Origin of the sequence: Nocardia sp. NPDC058244, from assembly GCF_042882065.1 — a bacterium.
Taxonomy (GTDB): Bacteria; Actinomycetota; Actinomycetes; order Mycobacteriales; family Mycobacteriaceae; genus Nocardia.
In genome coordinates, this window is record NZ_JBHVWX010000008.1 from 84,732 (window position 1) to 104,115 (window position 19,384).

At 71.5% G+C, this 19,384-nt stretch carries 12 protein-coding genes; 6 read left to right on the top strand and 6 right to left on the bottom strand.

Annotation, left to right across the window (positions count from 1 at the left end):
* Positions 1 to 112: 112 nt before the first annotated feature.
* Positions 113 to 1,279 carry a protein kinase gene (locus ACFVW6_RS24985; RefSeq protein ID WP_378823176.1) on the bottom strand — a complete coding sequence of 389 codons (1,167 nt, stop codon included), beginning with the start codon at positions 1,277 to 1,279 and terminating at the stop codon, positions 113 to 115.
* Between the two features lie 117 nt (positions 1,280 to 1,396).
* On the opposite strand from ACFVW6_RS24985, the gene ACFVW6_RS24990 reads away from it, so the two are divergent.
* The 6 genes from ACFVW6_RS24990 (at position 1,397) to ACFVW6_RS25015 (ending at position 8,995) form a co-directional block, all read left to right on the top strand.
* On the top strand, positions 1,397 to 2,167 hold the full coding sequence (locus ACFVW6_RS24990; protein ID WP_357343333.1) for a deoxyribonuclease IV: 771 nt from the start codon (positions 1,397 to 1,399) through the stop codon (positions 2,165 to 2,167).
* A gap of 98 nt (positions 2,168 to 2,265) precedes the next feature.
* A complete protein-coding gene (locus ACFVW6_RS24995) occupies positions 2,266 to 3,198 on the top strand; it encodes a TauD/TfdA dioxygenase family protein (protein WP_378823174.1) in 933 nt (310 codons plus the stop codon).
* Between the two features lie 135 nt (positions 3,199 to 3,333).
* Positions 3,334 to 4,554, top strand: coding sequence for a CaiB/BaiF CoA-transferase family protein (locus ACFVW6_RS25000; protein ID WP_365007519.1), 1,221 nt, complete (start codon positions 3,334 to 3,336; stop codon positions 4,552 to 4,554).
* Positions 4,555 to 4,717: 163 nt separating this feature from the next.
* Entirely contained in the window at positions 4,718 to 5,632 is a 915-nt protein-coding gene (locus ACFVW6_RS25005) for a hydroxymethylglutaryl-CoA lyase (protein WP_355276228.1), read from the top strand.
* A 55-nt stretch (positions 5,633 to 5,687) separates the two neighbouring features.
* Entirely contained in the window at positions 5,688 to 6,464 is a 777-nt protein-coding gene (locus ACFVW6_RS25010; RefSeq protein WP_355276227.1) for an ABC transporter ATP-binding protein, read from the top strand.
* A gap of 11 nt (positions 6,465 to 6,475) precedes the next feature.
* Positions 6,476 to 8,995, top strand: a complete 2,520-nt coding sequence (locus ACFVW6_RS25015; RefSeq protein ID WP_378825543.1) for an ABC transporter permease — start codon at positions 6,476 to 6,478, stop codon at positions 8,993 to 8,995.
* Positions 8,996 to 9,118: 123 nt separating this feature from the next.
* Here ACFVW6_RS25015 and ACFVW6_RS25020 read toward each other — a convergent pair whose 3' ends face one another.
* The 5 genes from ACFVW6_RS25020 to ACFVW6_RS25040 are packed head-to-tail and all read right to left on the bottom strand — an operon-like array spanning position 9,119 to position 19,138.
* Entirely contained in the window at positions 9,119 to 11,452 is a 2,334-nt protein-coding gene (locus ACFVW6_RS25020) for an ADP-ribosylglycohydrolase family protein (protein WP_378823170.1), read from the bottom strand.
* A gap of 56 nt (positions 11,453 to 11,508) precedes the next feature.
* The gene (locus ACFVW6_RS25025; protein ID WP_378823168.1) at positions 11,509 to 12,672 is read right to left on the bottom strand and encodes a VWA domain-containing protein; all 1,164 of its coding nucleotides are present in this window, start codon (positions 12,670 to 12,672) and stop codon (positions 11,509 to 11,511) included.
* Positions 12,673 to 12,724: 52 nt separating this feature from the next.
* On the bottom strand, positions 12,725 to 15,097 hold the full coding sequence (locus ACFVW6_RS25030) for a DUF5682 family protein (RefSeq protein ID WP_378823166.1): 2,373 nt from the start codon (positions 15,095 to 15,097) through the stop codon (positions 12,725 to 12,727).
* 49 nt (positions 15,098 to 15,146) lie between these two features.
* Positions 15,147 to 16,247 (bottom strand): AAA family ATPase, encoded by a 1,101-nt coding sequence (locus ACFVW6_RS25035; RefSeq protein WP_355276214.1) that lies wholly within the window; start codon positions 16,245 to 16,247, stop codon positions 15,147 to 15,149.
* Positions 16,244 to 19,138: a DUF5691 domain-containing protein gene (locus tag ACFVW6_RS25040; protein WP_378823162.1), complete on the bottom strand. Its 2,895-nt coding sequence runs from the start codon at positions 19,136 to 19,138 to the stop codon at positions 16,244 to 16,246. The genes ACFVW6_RS25035 and ACFVW6_RS25040 overlap by 4 nt, the downstream gene beginning before the upstream one ends.
* Positions 19,139 to 19,384 lie beyond the last annotated feature (246 nt).

Genomic DNA, 19,384 nt, shown 5'->3' on the forward strand with positions numbered 1-19,384 from the left:
ACAGCAAGAAAGCCGCGGCCGGGTGGCCCGCCACGGGAAAATTCAACGAAACCTTAGCAGTCGGTGACCGCGCGGACGGTGGCCAGCGAAGCGACCGACCAGGACGCCCCGATCACGGTGGTCGCCGTGGTTGTGGCGGCACGATGTAGCCGGGATGGTTACGGCCACCGGGGAAATCGATGGTGCCCGGCCGCTGGGTGCCGCGCCGCGGCGGGATGGCGGTGTTGCCGGTCGTCGGGCGCGGTGCGTGCGGATACGGCTGCGCGGGTGTCGCCGGTCGCGGCACCTGCGTGTGCGGCTGAGCCGGCGTGGTCGGCGGCGCCTGACGATAGGGCTGCGGCGGCGTGGCCGGGCGCGAATACGGCTGTTGCGGATACGGTTCGCGGGCACGCAGCACCACCCCGGTCGCCGTCTGTTGGTGCCGCTGGTGCTGCCACGGGCCGGGCACCGCGAACAGCGCGGCCCTGGCGGCACCGGCGAACTCCGCGCAGCTGTCGTAGCGCGCTCCCGGCTGCTTGGCGGTGGCCCTGGCCAGCACGGTGTCCAGGGTCGACGGCAGATCGGGGCGCAGGCTGCGCAGCGGCGGCACCGGCTTGCTCATGTGCGCCTGGATCACCGCGGCCGGATTCGGGCCGGGGAACGGCACCGAGCCGGTCAGCATCCAGAACAGGGTGCAGGCCAGCGAGTACTGGTCGGCGCGGTGATCCAGCGGCGCGCCCGCGAGATGCTCGGGCGCCGCGTAGGCCAGGGTGGCGGTGATACTGCCCGCCGAGGACAGCGTCGTCTCGCTGTCGCGCACGGCCGCGATGCCGAAATCGGTGAGCACCACCCGCTCCGGGCGTCCGATCGGCGGCTTGGCGAGCAGGATGTTGGCCGGTTTCACATCCCGGTGCAGTACCCCGCTCGCGTGCGCGAAATCCAGCGCGGTCGCCGTCTCGGCGGCGATCTGCACCGCGCGGCCGGGCGTCAGCACGTTGACGTCGGCGGTCGCCACGTCGGTGCCCGCCACGAACTGCATGGAGATCCACAGCTGGTCGTCGTCGTTGCCGCGGTCGTAGACGTTGACGATGTTCGGGTGCTCGAGCTGGGCGACCAGGTCGGCCTCGCGTTCGAAACGGTGGCGGATCTCGTCGTCGGCGGACAGGTCGCGGCTGAGCAGCTTGAGCGCGGTGAGCCGAGGCAGGCGGGGGTGCCGGGCCAGGTAGACCACGCCCATCCCGCCGTAGCCGAGCACGCGCCGGATCGTGTACCCGGCGAACACGTCGCCTTTGCGCAACACCGCGAAGTCACCCCCTCCAGGGCAGAGCACCCGTCGAAATTCTACCGATGTATCTCCCGACGCCCCCGCTTCGCAACATCCGCCGATGCTGTCGGTGCCGCGGTTTAGGGTGACGTCATGCGCATTGGAGCACACGTTCGCGACGAGAGCGATCCGATCGGCTTCGGCGAGAAGCTCGGCGCCGAGGTCATCCAGCTGTTCGTGGTCGATCCGCAGAGCTGGGACAAACCGCAGCCGCACCCGAAGGCCGCCGAGATCCTGGCCAGCCCGATCGATGTGGTCGTGCACTCGTCCTATCAGATCAACGTGGCCAGCCTGAACAACCGGCTGCGGATGCCCTCGCGCAACGCGGTGGCCCAGCAGGCGAAGGCCGCCGCCGAGCTCGGTGCGTTCGGCCTGGTCGTGCACGGCGGACACGTGCGCTCCGACGCCGAGCTCGATACCGGAATCGACAACTGGCGCAAGCTGTTCGAACGTCAGCAGGACAAGGGCGGCTTCGCGGTGCCGATCCTGATCGAGAACACCGCGGGCGGCAATCACGCGATGGCCAGGCACTTCGACTCGATCGCCCGGCTCTGGGACGCGGTCGGCGACTACGGCGCCGGCTTCTGCCTCGACACCTGCCACGCCTGGGCGGGCGGTGAGGAACTGGTCGGCGTCGTCGAGCGGATCAAGGCCATCACCGGCCGCATCGACCTGGTCCACCTGAACTCCTCGCGCGACGAGTTCGACTCCGGCGCCGACCGGCACGCCAATTTCGCCGACGGCACCATCGACCCGCAGCTGCTGGCCGAGGTCTGCCGCACGGCGGGCGCCCCGGTCATCCTGGAGACCCCGGCCGAGGGAGTCGCCGAGGACCTCGCCTACCTGCGGGAGAACCTGGGCTGACGGTTCCGATCACCCGGAGGGAAAACCTGTCTGCCGAACGGAATTCGCGGTGTGCTGGAGGCATACCAACCGTTCCACGACGACAGAGGTGATCTCCCATGACGGTCGACCACGCCACCCCCACCACCCTGACGGTGACCAAGCTCGGCGCCCACATCGGCGCCCAGGTGGACGGCGTCCGTCTGGGGGGTGACCTGGACGCGGCGACCGTCGCGACGATCCGGTGCGCGCTCAACGAGCACAAGGTCATCTTCTTCCGCGGCCAGCAGCACCTCACCGAGGACGGCCAGCACGAGTTCGCGCAGCTGCTCGGCAGCCCGACGACGCCGCACCCCACGGTGACGTCGCACGGCGTCAAGAGCCTGGCCATCGATTCCGAGACCGGCCGCGCCAACTCCTGGCACACCGATGTCACCTTCGTCGACCGCATCCCGAAGGCGTCCATCCTGCGCGCGGAGTACCTACCGAGCTACGGCGGCTCGACCACCTGGGCCTCCACCGTCGCGGCCTACGAGTCGCTGCCCGAACCGCTGAAGGCGCTCGCCGAGAACCTGCGCGCCGTGCACACCAACGTCTACGACTACGCCGCCCGCAATGTCGAGCCGCTGCGCCCGAAGACCGCGGAGTACCGCGCGGAGTTCCAGTCCACCTACTACGAGACCGAGCACCCGGTGGTGCGCGTGCACCCGGAGACCGGCGAGCGCGCGCTGCTGCTCGGCCACTTCGTGAAGAACTTCGTCGGCCTGTCCACCAGCGAATCGCAGGCGCTGTTCCGCCTGTTCCAGGACCGCGTCACCCGCCTGGAGAACACCACCCGCTGGACCTGGTCCGACGGCGACGTCGCCATCTGGGACAACCGCGCCACCCAGCACTACGCCATCGACGACTACGACAACCAGCCCCGCCGCCTGACCCGCATCACCCTCGCCGGCGACATCCCGGTCGGCGTCGACGGCAAGCCCAGCACCGTCCTCGAAGGCAACGCCGAGCACTACTCCATCGTCGAGGAACCGGAACTCCTCGCCAGCTGACCACGGGGAGGGGGGTGACCGGAGTGATCTCGCGAGGACATGGGTAACTCCCCGACCACCTCCCCGCCGTGGTGCACACGACGCGAGCCCGACCACCAACTGCCGAGCTCCCGGACGACACGCTAAGGTCGCGGGGTGGCGGAACAGAATATTCGGCCGTTGGACGGTGTGCGCGTCCTGGAACTCGGCAACTATGTCGCCGCTCCCACCGCCGGTCGCATTCTGGGCGACTTCGGCGCCGAGGTGATCAAGGTGGAGCGCCCGGGAACGGGCGACGAGTTACGCAACTGGCGGCTCTACGGCGGCGACACCTCCATGCTGTATCGCACGGTCAACCGCAACAAGAAGTCGATCGTGCTCGACCTGCGCACCGAGGCGGGCCGGGCGATCGTGCTCGACCTGCTGCGGCACTGCGACGTGCTGCTGGAGAACTTCCGGCCCGGCATGCTGGAGAAATGGGGCCTGGGGCCCGAGGTGCTCGAGGAGGTGAACCCGAAGCTGGTCATCACCCGGATCTCCGCCTACGGCCAGACCGGCCCGATGGCCGCGCGCCCCGGGTTCGCCGCCGTCGCCGAGGCCGTGGGCGGCCTGCGCGAACTCGTCGGCGACCCCGACCGCCCGCCGGTGCGGGTGGGGGTGTCGATCGGCGACTCGATCGCGGGCATCTACGCCGCCTTCGGCACCGTGATGGCGCTGTTCCAGCGTGAGCGGGTCAGCGGCCCGGTGCCGCAGCCCGAGCGGATCATCGACGTCGCGCTCAACGAGTCGATCCTGTCGGTGATGGAATCGCTGGTCCCCGACCACCTCGCCTACGGCATCAACCGGGAGCGGGTCGGCGGCCGGATGGAGGGCATCGCGCCCAGCAACGCCTACCCGACCAGCGACGGCTACAGCATCATCATCGGCGGTAACGGCGACGCCATCTTCCAGCGCTACATGCAGGTCATCGGGCGTCCCGACCTGGCGGCCGATCCCGAGCTCGCCGACAACGCGGGTCGCTGGCGCAATCGGGAACGCCTGGACGCCTCGATCGCGGAGTGGACGGTCGAGCACACCCGCGACGAGGCGCTGAAGATCCTCGACGAGGCGGCCATCCCGTGCGGCCCGATCTACACCGCCGCCGACATCGTGGCCGACGAGCAGTACCGCGCACGCAATATGATCCAGTCGTTCCCCGTCGACGTGGGCGAGCCCGAACCCAAGCAGGTGGGGTTCCCCGGCATCGTCCCGGTGATCGGGGGACAGTCGCTGCCGATTCGCAATGTCGGCCCCGACCTCGGCGAACACACCGCCCAGGTGCTCGGCGAGCTGCTCGGGATGACGCAAGACGAGATCGACGCGCTGGAGGCATCGTGAGCAGGCGAGTACACGGCAGACGCCGCCCACCGGTGCGCAGCAAGTGGGAACAGCGTGGCCCCGGCCATGTGCGCCCGACCGTGCATCCGACGCCGGCCAGCGTCGGTGACAAGCCGTGCGGCGGGGTCATGTGTGTGCCCGCTCAGGAACCGGACCAGCGGCGATGACCGCGCCGCTGCTGCGTGATGTCACCCTGCGCGACGGATTGCAGCTGACCGGCAAGGTGCTGCCGACCGAGCAGAAGATCGACGTCGTCCGGCGGCTGCTGGCCGCGGGCGTGCCCGCGCTGGAGATCGGCTCGATGGCCCGGCCGGATCTGGTGCCGCCGATGGCCAACTCGCTCGAGCTGATCGCCGCGCTCACCCCCGACGAGCTGGCGAAATGCTGGGTCTGGGTGGCCACGCCGCGGCACATCGAGAAGGCGGCCGCGGCGGGCGCCCGCAATTTCCAGTACTGCTTCTCGGCGTCGGACGCGCACAACAGGGCCAATATCGGCCGCGACACCGAGGCGTCGGTGGCCGCGATGCCCGACGCGATCCGGCTGACGCGCGAGGCGGGTGGCGAGATCCAGCTGTGCCTGGCCACCAGCTTCACCTGTCCGTTCGACGGTCCGGTCGATCCCGAACGGGTGCTCGGCATCGCCCGCGACCCGCGCACCGAGGGCGCCGCCGACATCGTCCTGGCCGACACCCTCGGCCAGGCGCACCCCGGCCAGGTGAGCGCGCTGGTGACGGCCGTCCGCGACACCACCCCGGCGCGCCGCATCGTCTTCCACGGCCACGACACCTGGGGCATGGGCGTGGCCAACACCCTCGCCGCCGTCGCGGCGGGCGCCACCATGGTCGACGGCGCGCTCGGTGGTCTCGGCGGCTGTCCGTTCGCGCCCGGCGCGAGCGGCAACACCGCGTCCGAGGACATCCTGTTCGCCACCAGGCCGGACTGGTTCACCCCGGCGTCGCTGGCGAGCCTGGTCGGCCTCACCGAGGAGCTGCTCGCCGACCTCGGCGAACCGAATCGCTCCCGCGCCGCCGAGGGCGCGCGGTCGGAGGCGGCGGCGTTCGAGTGGGTCATCCGGTAGGTATCGGGGGGATCCCGGATGGCGCGGTTTCCGGCGGACAGACAGACTGGACACCATGACTTCGCACGCCATGGGCACCGAGGCCGTCGACGCGGCGGCCGACACCGAGATCGCGGCCGCCGCACAAGACCTGGTCAAGCTGTACGGATCGGGAGACACCCAGGTCACAGCCCTGGATGGAGTGTCGGCGAACTTCGCCAAGGGTGAGTTCACCGCGATCATGGGCCCCTCCGGTTCGGGCAAGTCCACGCTCATGCACTGCCTGGCCGGGCTCGACAGCGCCAGCGCGGGCCAGGTCCGCATCGGTGACACCGCGTTGACCGGGCTGTCGGACAAGCAGATGACCGCGCTGCGCCGCGATCGCATCGGTTTCGTGTTCCAGGCGTTCAACCTGGTGCCCACGCTGACGGCGCTGGAGAACATCACGCTGCCGCTCGACATCGCCGGCCGCAAGGCCGACCAGGAGTGGCTCGACACCGTCGTCAAGCGCCTCGGCCTCGGCGACCGGCTCGACCACCGGCCCTCCGAGCTGTCCGGCGGTCAGCAGCAGCGCGTCGCGTGCGCGCGCGCCCTGGTCGGGAAGCCGGAGATCATCTTCGGCGACGAGCCGACCGGCAACCTGGACTCGCACTCCTCCGGTGAGGTGCTCTCGATCCTGCGCGCCTCGGTCGACGAGTTCGGCCAGACCGTCGTGATCGTCACCCACGATCCGCGCGCGGCCGCCTACGCCGATCGCGTCGTGTTCCTCGCCGACGGCCGGATCGTCGACGAACTGCGCGATCCGACCCAGGATTCCATCCTCGACCGGATGAAGGCGCTGGAGACCAAGTGAGCACGAATCCCATGCGCAAGGTCGCCTTGCGCAATCTCGCCGCGCACAAGGTGCGCCTGGCCCTGACCCTGCTGTCGGTGGTGCTCGGCACCGCCTTCATCTCCGGGTCGTTCGTCTTCACCGACACCCTGCAGCGCACCTTCGACGGCATCTTCGAGGGCCAGGCCCAGGGCGTCGACGTGCGCGTCGGCCCCAAGGACCCGCAGTCGCTGGGCCTGCCGACCAATATCGTCGACGCGCTGGCCAAGACCGAGGGCGTCGACCGGGTCGCCCCGGCCGTCAACGGCCCGGTGGTGCTGCTCGAACCCGACGGCAAGAAGGCCGTGCAGACCGGTGGCGCGCCGAGTTTCGGCCTGTCCTACCTGCCGCCGGAGCAGTCGGTCGAGGAACCCAACACTTTCGTCGCCGGTGGGCCGCCCGCTCAGTCGGGCGAGATCGCGCTCAACACCAGCGGTGCCGAGAAGGCCGGGCTGAAGGTCGGCGACAAGACCAAGGTGCTGGTCCCGTCCAAGGGCGACCCGTTCGAGGTGACGCTGACCGGTATCTACGAGATGCCCGGCACCGAGGGCGGCGGCGTGGTCGCGGTGATGTTCACCGAGCCGCAGGGCCGCAAGCTGTTCACCGACGGCTCGCACGTCGCCTACGCCGATATCGCGGCGTCGCCGGGCGTCTCGGCCGACGACCTGCGCGACAAGCTCGCCGCCGGCCTGCCCAACTACAAGGTGCAGAACGCCGACGAGGTCCGCGAGGACATGAAGAAGCAGGTCTCCGAGGCCCTCACCTTCATCAACTACTTCCTGCTCGCCTTCGGCGCGATCGCGCTGATCGTCGGCACGTTCATCATCTACAACACCTTCTCGATGATCGTCGCCCAGCGCCTGCGTGAGCTGGCGCTGCTGCGGGCGATCGGCGCGAGCCGTCAGCAGGTGGGCCGCTCGGTGGTCGTCGAGGCCGTGGTGATCGGTGTGATCGGCAGCGTGCTCGGCCTGATCGCGGGCATCGGGCTCGCGTTCGGTCTGTCCGCCCTGCTCAACGCCTTCGACCTGGGCCTGCCCACCGGATCGCTGACGGTGCTGCCGCGCACCGCGATCGTGGCGCTGCTGGTGGGCCTCATCGTCACCGTCGCCAGTGCCTACGCGCCCGCCCGGCGGGCCGCGAAGGTGCCGCCGGTGGAGGCCATGCGGTCCGAATTCGCCAGTGCCGGTGACTCGCTGCGCATTCGCACGGTGATCGGCGCGGTCATGGCCGTCGCCGGTGGCGTACTCGTGTACCTCGGCGCCCAGGGCACCGGCAAGAGCGCCGCGGTGACCGTCGGTATCGGAGCGCTCGGCCTGATCCTGGCCGTCCTGCTCGCCGCGCCCGCGCTGTCGCGGCCGATGGTGCTCGTGCTCGGCGTGCTCACCCGCCCGTTCGGCGCGATCGGCCAGATGGCCCGCAACAACGCCGTGCGCAACCCGCGCCGCACCGCCGCCACCGCGTTCGCGCTGACGCTGGGCCTGATGCTGGTCTCGGCGATCGGCATCCTCGGCGCCTCCGCGAAGACCAGCGTCAGCGTGCTGATCGACAAGGGCGTCGAGGCCGAATACGTGCTCGCCGGTCCGCAGATGATCGGTGTGCCGATCGGCGCGGTCGACGCCGTGCGCACCGAGGTGCCCGGTGTCAGCGATGTCACCGGTATCCGGGTGGTCGCCTTCAAGGTCGGCAAGGAACAGATCGGCGCCACCTCCCCGGACGGCCCGATCGACCCGGTGATGAACATCGACCTGCTCAGCGGCTCCACCACCATCGCCCCGAACGGGCTGCTCGTCGATGAGAAGGAAGCCACCGATCGCGGCTGGAAGGTCGGCGACAAGGTCGGCATCACCAGCCTGGACAACAAGCAGCTCGAGCTGACCGTCGGCGGCATCTTCGCCAACTCGCCGCTGCTCGGCCCGATGGTCGTCGACCCCGGCGTCTACGAACAGCTGATGCCGCAGAGCCTGCGCACCAACATCTACGTGCTGGTGAAGGCGGCGCCCGGCACCGATCTCACCGCCATGCGGGCGAATCTGGAGAAGGCCACCGAACCGTTCGTCGTCGTGCAGGTGCAGGACGCCGAGCAGTTCAAGGGCGCCCAGGGCAAGCAGATCAACACCCTGCTCGCCATCCTCTACGGCCTGCTCGCCCTGGCCGTGGTGATCGCGGTGCTCGGCATCATCAACACGCTGGCCCTGTCGGTGGTCGAACGCCGTCGCGAGATCGGCATGCTGCGCGCCGTCGGCACCCAGCGTTCCCAGGTCCGTCGCACGATCTACCTGGAATCCATGCTGATCGCCATCTTCGGCGCCATCGTCGGCCTGGTCCTCGGCATCGCCCTCGGCGTCGGCTTCCTGCGCACCCTGCGCGACCTTGGCATCGACCAGATCACCATCCCGTGGTCGCAACTGGTCACCGTCCTGATCGCCTCCGGCGTCGTCGGCGTCCTTGCCGCCGTCTGGCCCGGCGTCCGCGCCGCCCGCACACCCCCACTGGCCGCCATCGCGGACCTGTAGGAGTCGTAGTCGCTTCGGCCCCCGGTGGATTCGTTCCATCGGGGGCCGTTGGTGTTCCCGGGGACCGGCTCGGGCCGCGAGTGGGCGGGCCGAAGCGGCGTTGTCGTGGTGGCGGTGGACGGGCTAGGCCGGGTAGCGGTCGAACCAGTCCGGGGTGGGCTGGCCGTGGTCGTCCTGTGGTGGGGTGAGGCCGAATTCGGTGCAGTAGTCGGTGGCGAGGCGGTCCAGGGCGGCGCGGGCGTCGACGGTGTCGGACCAGCGGTGGGGGAGGGCGGTGCGGCCGTAGCGGGCGCCGAGGAGGCTGCCCGCGATCGAGCCGGTGGCGTCGCTGTCGCCGGAGTGGTTGACCGACATCAGGAGTCCGGCGCGGACGATGTCGTGGGCGGCGCCGCCCCGGAATTCCGCGGCGAGCACGGCGAATACGGCGATGGCCAGTGCCTCGGGGCCGACCCAGCCCTGGCCGAGGGATTCGACCTCCTCGGGGGTCGGTCCGCGGCCGGTGCGCGCGGTCGCCTCGGCCAGTGCGACCGCCGCGTCCAGGGCGGCCGAGGTTTCCTCGTGCTCGGGATAGGTCGCCAGTTCGGCCCGGGCGCGGGCGAGCGCCGTCGTGGTGTCGTTTCCGCGGGCGAGCTGATAGATCAGCGCCGACAGGGTGCCCGCAGGCAGCCAGCCGCTGGGATGGCCGTGTGTCAGTGCGGCCGCGTCACAACCCAATTCGAAGATCGCCCCGGTGGCCGCGCCGGAACGATCTGCGGCGTACCCGAATCCACACGGTGCCGCGCGCATCACCGCACCGCTGCCCTTGGACTGGTTGATCGGCTGACGGCGGGTGCCCAGCGGGGCGGTCGGCGCGCGGCGCGCCGCGGCCTGCCGCAATGCCGTGTACACCGAATTCGCCACGCCCCGTTGCTCGATCAGTTCGGGATGGCCGCTGAGTGAACTGTGCAGCGCGAACGGCTGGTCGGGCAGGTCGACCACCTGGCCGCGCAGCCAGACGAGCATGCCCTGCTGGAGCAGGCCCATGGTGGCCCCGCCGATGCCTTTGGCCCTGGCCCGCACCGAGCCGCGGATCAACGCCTCCACGGTGAACGCGGTCAGCTGCGTCTCCTCGGAGATCCGCAGTGGATCGGCGTCGGTGAGGCCGTCCGGACCGTACTGGTCCCGGATCTGGCGCAGGGTCCTGGTCTCGATCGGGGCCCCGAGCGCGTCACCGACCGCACCGCCGATCAGGCAACCGTGCACCGCGTTCAGCCACACCGATCCCGCGCTCGCCACGGCGTCGCTGCTGCGGTGCGTGTGTTCGCGTCGGGGGGCCTGCTGTTCGGGGTCGTGCCGACCGGGAACCGGTGTGCGCGAGGTGGCGCCGGGGTGTCGCGCCGGGTGCCGGATGTCGATCCGCGGTCGGCCGTCCGCGGAGGTCGCGCCGCGTGCGGTCGGCTCGGACCGGCGGGCCGCCTCCGCTGCGGCGTTCCGCCGGGCCTGCGGCGCATCGGTGTGGGCCACCGGTCCGGCGCCACGGCCACGGACGTCGGTGCCGGATCGGTGGTCCGGCGCGTGACCCGTGGACGGGGCGGTCCGGGGCGTGGCCGAGGATCCGCCCGGCACGGCAGCTCCTCGGCGCGTGAGGGATTCGGTGAGGGCGGCCGCGAAATCGGCGCAGGTGGGGAAGCGCCGCGCCGGGTCCTTGGCCATCGCCTTGGCCAGGACCGCGTCGACCGCGGGCGACAAGGTGGACCGCCGGGTGCTGGCCCGCGGGGGCACGGCGTTGAGATGGCCGAGCATGACGGTCGCCGGGTTGGGGGCGTCGTAGGGGCCGCTGCCGGTGAGCAGCCGGAAGACGGTGCACGCCAGGGAGTACTGGTCGCCGCGGCCGTCCAGGGGCGCGCTGCTGAGTTGTTCGGGGGAGGCGTAGGCGATGGTGGCGGTGAACTGGCCGGTGCGGGTGAGGCCGCCGGTGTCGTCGAGGAGTTTCGCGATGCCGAAATCGGTGAGCAGGACGCGTTCGTCGAAGCCCGCGCCGACCCCGGCGGTGCGCGAGAGCAGGATGTTGGCCGGCTTCACGTCGCGGTGCAGCACGCCCTGGCGGTGCGCGTAGTCCAGCGCGCTCGCGGTCTGGGTGACGACCTGGGCGATCCGCTCGCTCCCGAACTGCGGCACCGGAACCGCCGCCGCGTCGACGCCGTCGACGAACTGCATGGCGATCCACAGCCGGTCCTCGTCCACGCCGCGGTCGTAGACGGTGATGATGTTCGGATGGTCCAGCTGCGCGACCAGATCCGCTTCCCGCTCGAACCTGGTCCGGATCTCGAAGTCGGTGAACAGGTCGCGGTGCATGAGCTTGAGCGCGGTCAGCCGGGGCAGCCGCCGGTCGCGGGCCGCGTACACCGCGCCCATCCCCCCGCGCCCCAGCTCCCGCTCGATGACGAACCCCGCGAACACCTCCCCGCGCCGCAACATCGCCTCACCCCGTTCACCGAACCCGATCGCTTCGCAGCCTAGCGAAACTCGCGGTGCTACACGGCGGGAGTGTTGGTGTCGGCCCAGTGCGTGAGGTCGCCGCGGTCCAGGGCGACCGCCAGCAGATCGGGGAATTTGTCCGGCGTGCAGGCGAAGGCGGGGATGCCGAGCGCGGCCAGCGCGGCGGCGTTGTCGTGGTCGTAGGCGGGCGCGCCCTCGTCCGACAGTGCCAGCAGGACCACCACCTGGACGCCGGCCTCCTTCATCGCGTTGCAGCGGCGCAGCATCTCCTCGCGCACGCCGCCCTCGTAGAGATCGGAGATGAGCACGAACAGGCTGTCGGTGGGCCGGGTGATCAGCGTCTGCGCGTAGGCGATGGCGCGGTTGATGTCGGTGCCGCCGCCGAGCTGGGTGCCGAACAGGACGTCGACCGGGTCGCTGAGCTGGTCGGTGAGGTCGACGACCTCGGTGTCGAACACCACCAGCGAGGTCTTCAGCGAGCGCATCGAGGCCAGCACCGCCCCGAACACCGAGGCGTAGACGACGCTGGCCGCCATCGAGCCGGATTGGTCGATGGCCAGCACCACATCGCGCTGGATCGACTGCGCCTTGCGCCCGTAACCGACCAGCCGCTCCGGCACCACCGTGCGGTGCTCGGGCAGATAGTTGGCGAGGTTCTTGCGGATGGTCCGGTCGAAGTCGATATCGCGCAGTTTCGGGCGGTGGGTGCGGGCCGAGCGATTGATCGCGCCGGTGACCGCGGCGACGGTCTTGGCGGCGATGCGCTGCTCGATCTCGCGCACCACCTTCTCGACCACCATCCGGGCGGTGGCCTTCGTGGTCTCCGGCATCACCCGGTTCAACCCCAGCAGCGTGCCCACCAGGTGTACGTCGGGCTCCACCGATTCCAGCAGTTCGGGTTCGAGCAGCAGCTGGGTGAGGTTCAGCCGCTGCACGGCGTCGCGCTGCATCACCTCGACCACGGTCGCGGGGAAGTAGGTGCGGATGTCGCCGAGCCAGCGCGCCACGCGCGGTGCCGAACCGCCGAGTCCGCCGGACCTCTTCGTCGATCCACCTGCCTCACCGGTGTTGTAGAGGGCGCCGAGGGCCTGGTCCATGGCCTGGTCGGGGCCGGAGGACAAGCCGCCGAGCTGTTCCTCCGCGGCCTGGCCGAGGACGAGTCGCCAACGGCGAGAAGGACTGTCGTCGATGTCGGTCATGGCTGGTGCTCCTGGTGATCGAGCGGCTCGGGTCGGCGAAGTGGGCGGGTGATCATCCGGCGGCGCTCAGGATCGCGGTGGCGGCGCGGAGGGCGGACTGTCCACGGACCGGGTCGACAGCCGTGGGGCCCGCGTGAGTGGTGGCGGTCGAGCCCTTGTCGCGCAGGGCCTGGCCGATGGCGCGGCGCTCCCCGGATTCGAAGGAACCGAAGGTGCGGCGCAGCAGCGGCAGGGTGGCGACGAACTGGTCCTCGGTGAGTTCGCGGAGCCACTCGTCGATGCGGCGCAACAACTCCCGATCGTGGACGAGGAGCAGGCCGCGCCCGCCGAGGAAGCCGTCGATCCAGGCGGCCTTGGCGGCGGGGGTGTTGCCGACGGACAGGGCGGCGGCCAGGCGGCGGGCCGAGTCGGCGTCGTCGATGCGTTCGGCGTCGCACAGCAGGCGGACCGCGCGGCCGCTGATCGCGCCGTGCACGTCGTCGCGGTCGGCGATGCGCTGGAGGGTGGCCAGCCATTCGGTGGTGGTGTGGTCGTCGTCGCGGGTGCTGATCGCGGTGTGCGCGGCATCGATTTGAGCGCGCAACGCCTCGGCCGCGTCGGTGTCGAGGCCGGTGACCGCGCCGGGCAGCCCGGCGCAGATCCGCACCAGCAGGCCGTCGGCGACATGGGCCAGCGCCTTGGTGTCGGTGCCGCGGACGTCGCCGTAGCGCAGGGTCCTGGTCAGGCCGGGCAGCGCGCCCAGCAGGTGGGTGACGTCGTGGTCGAGGGCGGCGGTCGCTTCCAGCCGGGTGATCAGGCCGTCGGTGGCGCCGCCCAGATCGGCCAGCAGCGCGGTCTCCAGCGCGCCGGCGAGTTCGGCGACGGTGACCCCGTCGCGGCTCGCGGTGTCGAGGATCTTCGCCTCGGCGGCGGTGCGCAGCGTGGTGCCCCAGACCGCGGCCTCGACGATGCGGACCTCGAATTCCGGTTCCCAGCGCAGGGTCCAGGTCTCCCGGAAGGTGCCGGTGTTGCGGACCTCGCCGACGGTCGGCGTGCCCCAGTCGACGCCGAGCAGCCGCAGCCGGTGCAGCAGGTGCGAGCGTTCGACATCGCGCTCCTTGCGCAGGTCCAGATCGACCGTGCGGGCGAGGGCTTCCTGCTTGAGCCGCAGGGTCTTGCTCCGCGCCCGCAGATCCGCCGCCAGCGGCACGGTCGGGGTGTCCTCGGGGACGCCGCCGAGGGTCTCGCCGACGACGAGTTCGTCGATCACCAGCCGCAGCATGGTCTCGTCGCCACCGCACATCACCGAGCGCACGGCCTCGGTCACCTCGGACAATCCGGCCAGCGGGCGCCCGCGCAGCGCGGCCAGCGTGTCGGCCAGGCGCACCGACTCGATGATGTGCGCGCTCGACACCGGCAGATCGTGCGCCCGCAGCACGCCGGCGACCTTCGTCAGCCACCGCGCCACCGGTCGCTCGGTCTCGGTGAACAGATGGTGATACCAGCCCGGCGAGGTGACACCGGCCCCGTACCCCGAGCCCGCCGCCAGCCGCGAATGCGTCCACGGCACCCAGGTCAGCGCGGTCTTGATCTTCGGCAAGCCCTTGAGCAGCCGTGCGTCCGGTGCGGCCGGTCCGAGCGCCCCGTCCAGCGCGGGCGCGTGCCAGGCGCCGCACACCACGGCCAGCCGCTTCGCCCCGTCCTTGAGGGTCTGCCGCATCACCTGTCGCATGTACGCCTCGCGCCGCAGGGTGTGCTGATCGACGACCAGCGGTGCGAACGCGGGATCCTCGGGACCTGCGGGAAGGGGAGCGCCCGATCCGGGCGAAAGGACGTCCGGTGATTCCACTGTGGCCGGGGCAGGCGGCGGCGAATCATCGCGCAGGGCGGACATCGCCTCGGTGATCGCGTCGAAAGCCGCGCTGTCCGGCACGGATTCGACGACGGAGTCCCACCAGCGTTCCGCGTCGTCGTAGCCCGCCGCCGACGCGAGGGCGGCCAGCGGGTCGGTGCGATCGCCGCGCGAGTCGTCGTCGGCGGCCAGCACAGTCGCGGCGGGGAGATCGCAGAAACGCACTGGCACGGTGTGTTCGGCGCCGTAGCGCATGGCCTGCCACTCCGGGGAGAACACCGCGAACGGCCAGAAGGCCGCGCGGGCGGGGGAATCCGGGACGTAGGCCAGCAGGGCGACCGGCGGACGCATGGTGTCGGCGGCGACGAAGCCGACGAGGGGGTCGGCGTCGGCGGGGCCTTCGATGAGGATGGCGTCGGGGCGGAAATCCTCGAGCGCCTGGCGCAGCGATCGGGCCGAACCCGGCCCGTGGTGGCGGATGCCGAAGACCCGCGTCACCGCGGCGTCCTCCGCGCCGGTGGGTGGCCGTCGGCCCGGGTCCGGGTCGGGCGTCGTGTCGGCCGAGACGCTCGTGTCGTCGGTCTGTCGATTCATCGAAAACCCCATGTGTGCGGTCTGTTCCGTCCTCCCCGTCGGCCCGGCGTCAGTGCGAGATCTCGCGGCAGGCGCGGTAGAAGTCGGCCCAGTCCGGACGTTCGCGCACCACGGCCTCGAGGTATTCGGTCCAGATCACCGAGTCGGCGACCGGGTCCTTGATCACCGAACCGAGGACGGCACCCGCGATATCGGAGGCCCGCAGCACGCCGTCACCGAAGTGCGCGGACAGGGCGAGCCCGTTGGTGATCACCGAGATGGCCTCGGCGGTGGACAGGGTGCCCGAGGGCGACTTGAGCTTGGTGCGGCCGTCGGCGGTGATCCCGGAGCGCAGTTCGCGGAAGACCCGCACCACCCGGCGGACCTCCTCGGCCGCGGCGGGCACGGTCGGCAGTTCCAGTGCGGCGCCGAGCTGTTCGACCCGCCTGCTGACGATGGCGACCTCGGAATCCTCGTCGGCGGGCAGCGGCAGCACCACGGTGTTGAAGCGGCGGCGCAGCGCCGAGGACAGGTCGTTCACGCCGCGGTCGCGATCGTTGGCCGTGGCGATCACGTTGAAACCCTTGGCCGCCTGCACTTCCGCGCCCAGCTCTGGCACCGGCAGGGTCTTCTCGGACAGGATGGTGATCAGCGCGTCCTGCACGTCGGACGGGATGCGGGTCAGCTCTTCGATGCGGGCGATGGCCCCGGTCCGCATGGCCGTCATCACCGGCGAGGCGACCAGCGCGGCGTCACTTGGCCCCTCGGCCAGCAGCCTGGCGTAGTTCCAGCCGTACCGGATCGCCTCCTCGGCGGTCCCCGAGGTGCCCTGCACCAGCAGCGTCGACTCCCCGCTGATGGCGGCCGAGAGATGTTCCGACACCCAGGTTTTCGCGGTGCCGGGCACCCCGAGCAGCAGCAGGGCGCGATCGGTGGCCAGCGTCGCCACGGCCACCTCCATCAACCGTCGCGGCCCGACGTACTTGGGCGTGATGACGGTGCCGTCGTCGAGCGTGCCACCCAGGACATAGGTGACGACCGCCCACGGCGAGAGCCGCCAGGACGGCGGCCGCGGCCGATCGTCGACGCGCGCCAGGGCGGCCAGCTCGTCGGCGAAGGCCTGTTCGGCATGCGGACGCAGCAGGGTGGTTGCCGGTTCGGTGGTGGTCATCGCAGCTCCTCGAGCATGGTCGCGCGGTCGGTGAGGTGGTGGGCGAGTCGGTGGAAGGCCTGTTGCCAGGCGGGGTCGTCGGTGCTGTCGGCGAGCGCGGTGACGCGCTCGGCCAGGTCGACGGGCAGGTGGACGCCCGCCGCGGTGATCAGGGCCCGGTCGGCGTAGACGCCGGCGTTCGCATGGGCCTGGCGGGAGGTCGTGCGGGCGCGTTCGCCGAGCAGGCGCACGACGTGGTCGGCGACCGGGCGCGGCCAGGGATGGTCGAGGCCGGGCAGGATCGCGTGCAGTTCGGTGAGCTGGTGGGCGTCGAGGTCGAGGACGTGCTCGATCCGGTCGGTGGCGTCGAGCAGGGTGAACAGTTCGCGGCGGCGCAGCACGGCCTGTTCGGTCGGGGTGGCGTTGGCGAACAGCGCACGGGCCCAGGTGGTGTCGCGCTGGGCGAGGGCGGCGTCGACCCAGCCGTCGACGATCGCCTTGGCGTAGCGCGGCGGCAGGGTCAGGGTCAGCGCGGCGGTCGCGGTGGCCGCTCCGGTGGCGCCGACGAGCGGTTCCCACGCGGTCAGCGGGGTCGCCGCGATCGCCTGGTGCAGGGTCTTCAGCGTGGAGTCGGGGGTGTCCCAGCGCAGGGTGGCCTGGTCGGTGCCGTCGGTGATGCCGTCGCGCCTGGCCTGCGCGTCGACCGCAGCGGGCACCGTGACCTCGACGGTGCCGTCGGCGTCGACGCGCAGCCACGCCGACACCAGCGCCGCCATCCGCTGCCCGAGCGCCGACCCGGGCAGCCGGGCCAGCAGACCTGCCGCGGTGCGCCGGACGTCGCCGCGGCGGTCGTCGAGTGCGCGCTCGAGCAGCGGCTCGTCGGCGAGACTCGACCCGTCGGCGAGGAGCGCGAGCAACTCGGCCTTGATCGGGCCCGATTCCTTGGCCCACGCGGCACCGAGCACCTCGAGCGCGGCGGCGGGATCGGTGTGGCGCAGGCGCGCCAGCCAATCCTTGCGCTCGCCGGGCGCGCCGAACAGCCAGACATCCTGTGCCCCGGGTGTTCCGGTGACCTCCTCGGGCGCGGTCCGCTCGACCCGATCCACCGGGAACGAGTCGAGCAGCGTCGACCACGCCGGGTTCCGCGCCGCCAGCCACCGGCCACGCCGACCGGCCAGCCGCAGCAGCGGCCCGCGCAGCTGGACATCGGCGGCCGCGGTGAGCGCCTGCACGCACAGCACATCCGGCAGCCGGTAGTCGAACGGCGCGGCGGCGGTGAACCATTCGGGCAGGAACGCGGACTTCTCGGCGAGCAGGCGGCTGAGGCGCTCGGCGGCCTGCCGGGGCAGCAGCGGGCGCGCGTCGTCGGGCGCGGGGTCCGGCTTCGGCGCGGTGCCCGGCATCCGGCCGCCGCGCAGGTAGAGGTCCTGGAGGGCGGCCGCGTCGAGCAGCCGGACCGCTGGTTCGCCGGAGCGCTGCGGCACCACCGCCGTCACGGCGTCGGCCAGCTGGACGCCGTCGGCGCTGCGTCGGGCCGTGCCGAGCAGCGCGACCGAAACCAGTTCGGCCAGTTCTGGAGTCGGCGCCGACTGGGTGGGGAACTCGGTCTCCAGATCGGTGACCTCGCCCGCGCTGAACACCGAGACCGGATCGAACCCGTCGGCGCGCCACTCACCGGTGACCGTCACCGGATGACCGCCCGCCACCGCGAACAACCGCCACGGCCGCACTCCGGCGGGCAGCGGCAGCGCGGCGCCCTCGGCGTCGACGAGCTGCCAGCCGTGCTCGTCGAGCACCGGCACCACGTCGGCCAGCAGGGCGGGCCAGGCCCGCAGCCACGGGTCCTCGCCCAGGGCCGAGGCGTAGGCGTCGAGCGCGTCGCCGATGGTGACGCCGCCGATCGCGGGCACGGTGGTGAACGGTGCGGGGACGCCGTGCCGGGCGCCCCACTGCACGCGCAACGGCGCGGCGCCGGGGTAGTAGTGGAGATCGGCGTCGACCTCGTGGCCGGGCGCGGGGACCTCGCCGGTGAAATTCGGTGTGCCGAAGGAATGTTCGATCAGGACGGCCCAGCGCCCGCTGCCGCGGCCGCGCAGCCAGGTGCGCCGGGTGTGCAGGCGCTCCTCCTCGCTGACCCGCATGCCGAGGACCAGCCAGCGGTCCCGCACCGCGGGCTCGGCCAGCACGGTCTCGGCCTGGGTCGGATAGCCGACATGGGTGCGGATGCCCGCCCGCAGCGGCTCCGGGACGGCATCGATGGTGCGATGGGCCAGCACCAGCAGATGCAGCCGGGCGTACTCGCGCAGCAGCAGCTCGGGCCAGTGCTCGGTGGTCACCACGGCGGCGGGCAGGCGGCGCAGCGTCGCCGCGACGCCGGGCGCCTGGGCATCGACCATGCGGGCGGCGATCGCCTCGTACGCGGCGAACGAGCGGTCGGTCTGGGCCAGCCCGGTCCGGATCTGGTCGGTGAGCCACACCTCCAGCTCGGTCAGGCCCGCCGAGACCCTGGCCCGCCGTTGCTCGACGGTCGCCGGCGACGGTGTGGCGGCGGCCTTGGCCCTGGGTGGTGCCGCCGCCTTGGCCGCCCGGCCCGCCAGCCACTCCGCGGCGAACTCCGCGGGCGCGTCCTGCGCAAGCACCGCGCCGCCGGACCAGCTCAGCAGCAGCGACAGCGCGTGCTTGCACGGAAACTTGCGGCTCGGGCACGAGCACTTGTACGCGGGGCCGGCCAGGTCGACGATCGTCTGATAGGGCTTGGACCCGCTGCCCTGGCACAGACCCCACACCGCACTGCCCGCGCTGCCGGTCGCGCGCCAGCGACCGGCCAGCTTGCGCGCGGCAGCCAGTGAGCTCGCGTCCGGCGCGAGTGCGCGGACCTGGTCCTCGGTCCACGGCGCCTGTTGGTCGGTCATCGCCTTCCCCCGTTCTCTCCTCGCCGAAATATCTACCGCAGGGGACCGACAACTGCCGTTCACGTCGGCGAATCTCGGCGGAAGACGCTGCCGCTCCGGCAGATTCGTGCGGTTGGACTTGCTGCCTGCGGAAAAGTCTGGCATTCTGACCTGTTCGGCTCGCCCGGACCGCCCACGTCGCTCATCGCAGCGTAGCGCGGGTGTGAACACCTCATCGAGCTGCCCGCCGGGGTGGGCGAGGGGTGG